The sequence below is a fragment of the Neisseria sp. P0009.S007 genome (genome assembly GCF_051962515.1).
The window spans coordinates 1-362 of the sequence record NZ_JBQCVF010000961.1 but is presented as its reverse complement, the minus strand read 5'-3'; the positions used below and the strand labels follow the sequence as shown (position 1 = coordinate 362).

Below are 362 nucleotides of genomic sequence, written 5' to 3'. Positions count from 1 at the left end.
GAGGAATATTCGTCAATGGGGGCAACCCTGAACGAGCAACGCCGCGTGGAGGATGAAGGCCCTTGGGTTGTAAACTCCTTTTCTGTGGGAAGAGTGAGGACGGTACCACAGGAATAAGTCACGGCTAACTACGTGCCAGCAGCCGCGGTAATACGTAGGTGGCAAGCGTTATCCGGATTTACTGGGCGTAAAGCGCACGCAGGCGGCTGTCCAAGTCTGACGTGAAAGCTCCTGGCTTAACTGGGAGAGGTCGTTGGAAACTAGATGGCTTGAGGCGAGGAGAGGGGTGTAGAATTCCCGGTGTAGTGGTGGAATGCGTAGATATCGGGAGGAATACCAGTGGCGAAAGCGACACCCTGGCC

The 362-nt window shown here is 55.5% G+C and carries 1 rRNA gene; it reads left to right on the top strand.

Annotated features, from left to right (window positions below):
- Positions 1 to 362, top strand: a 16S ribosomal RNA gene (locus ACTHS3_RS17310); the annotation flags it as partial.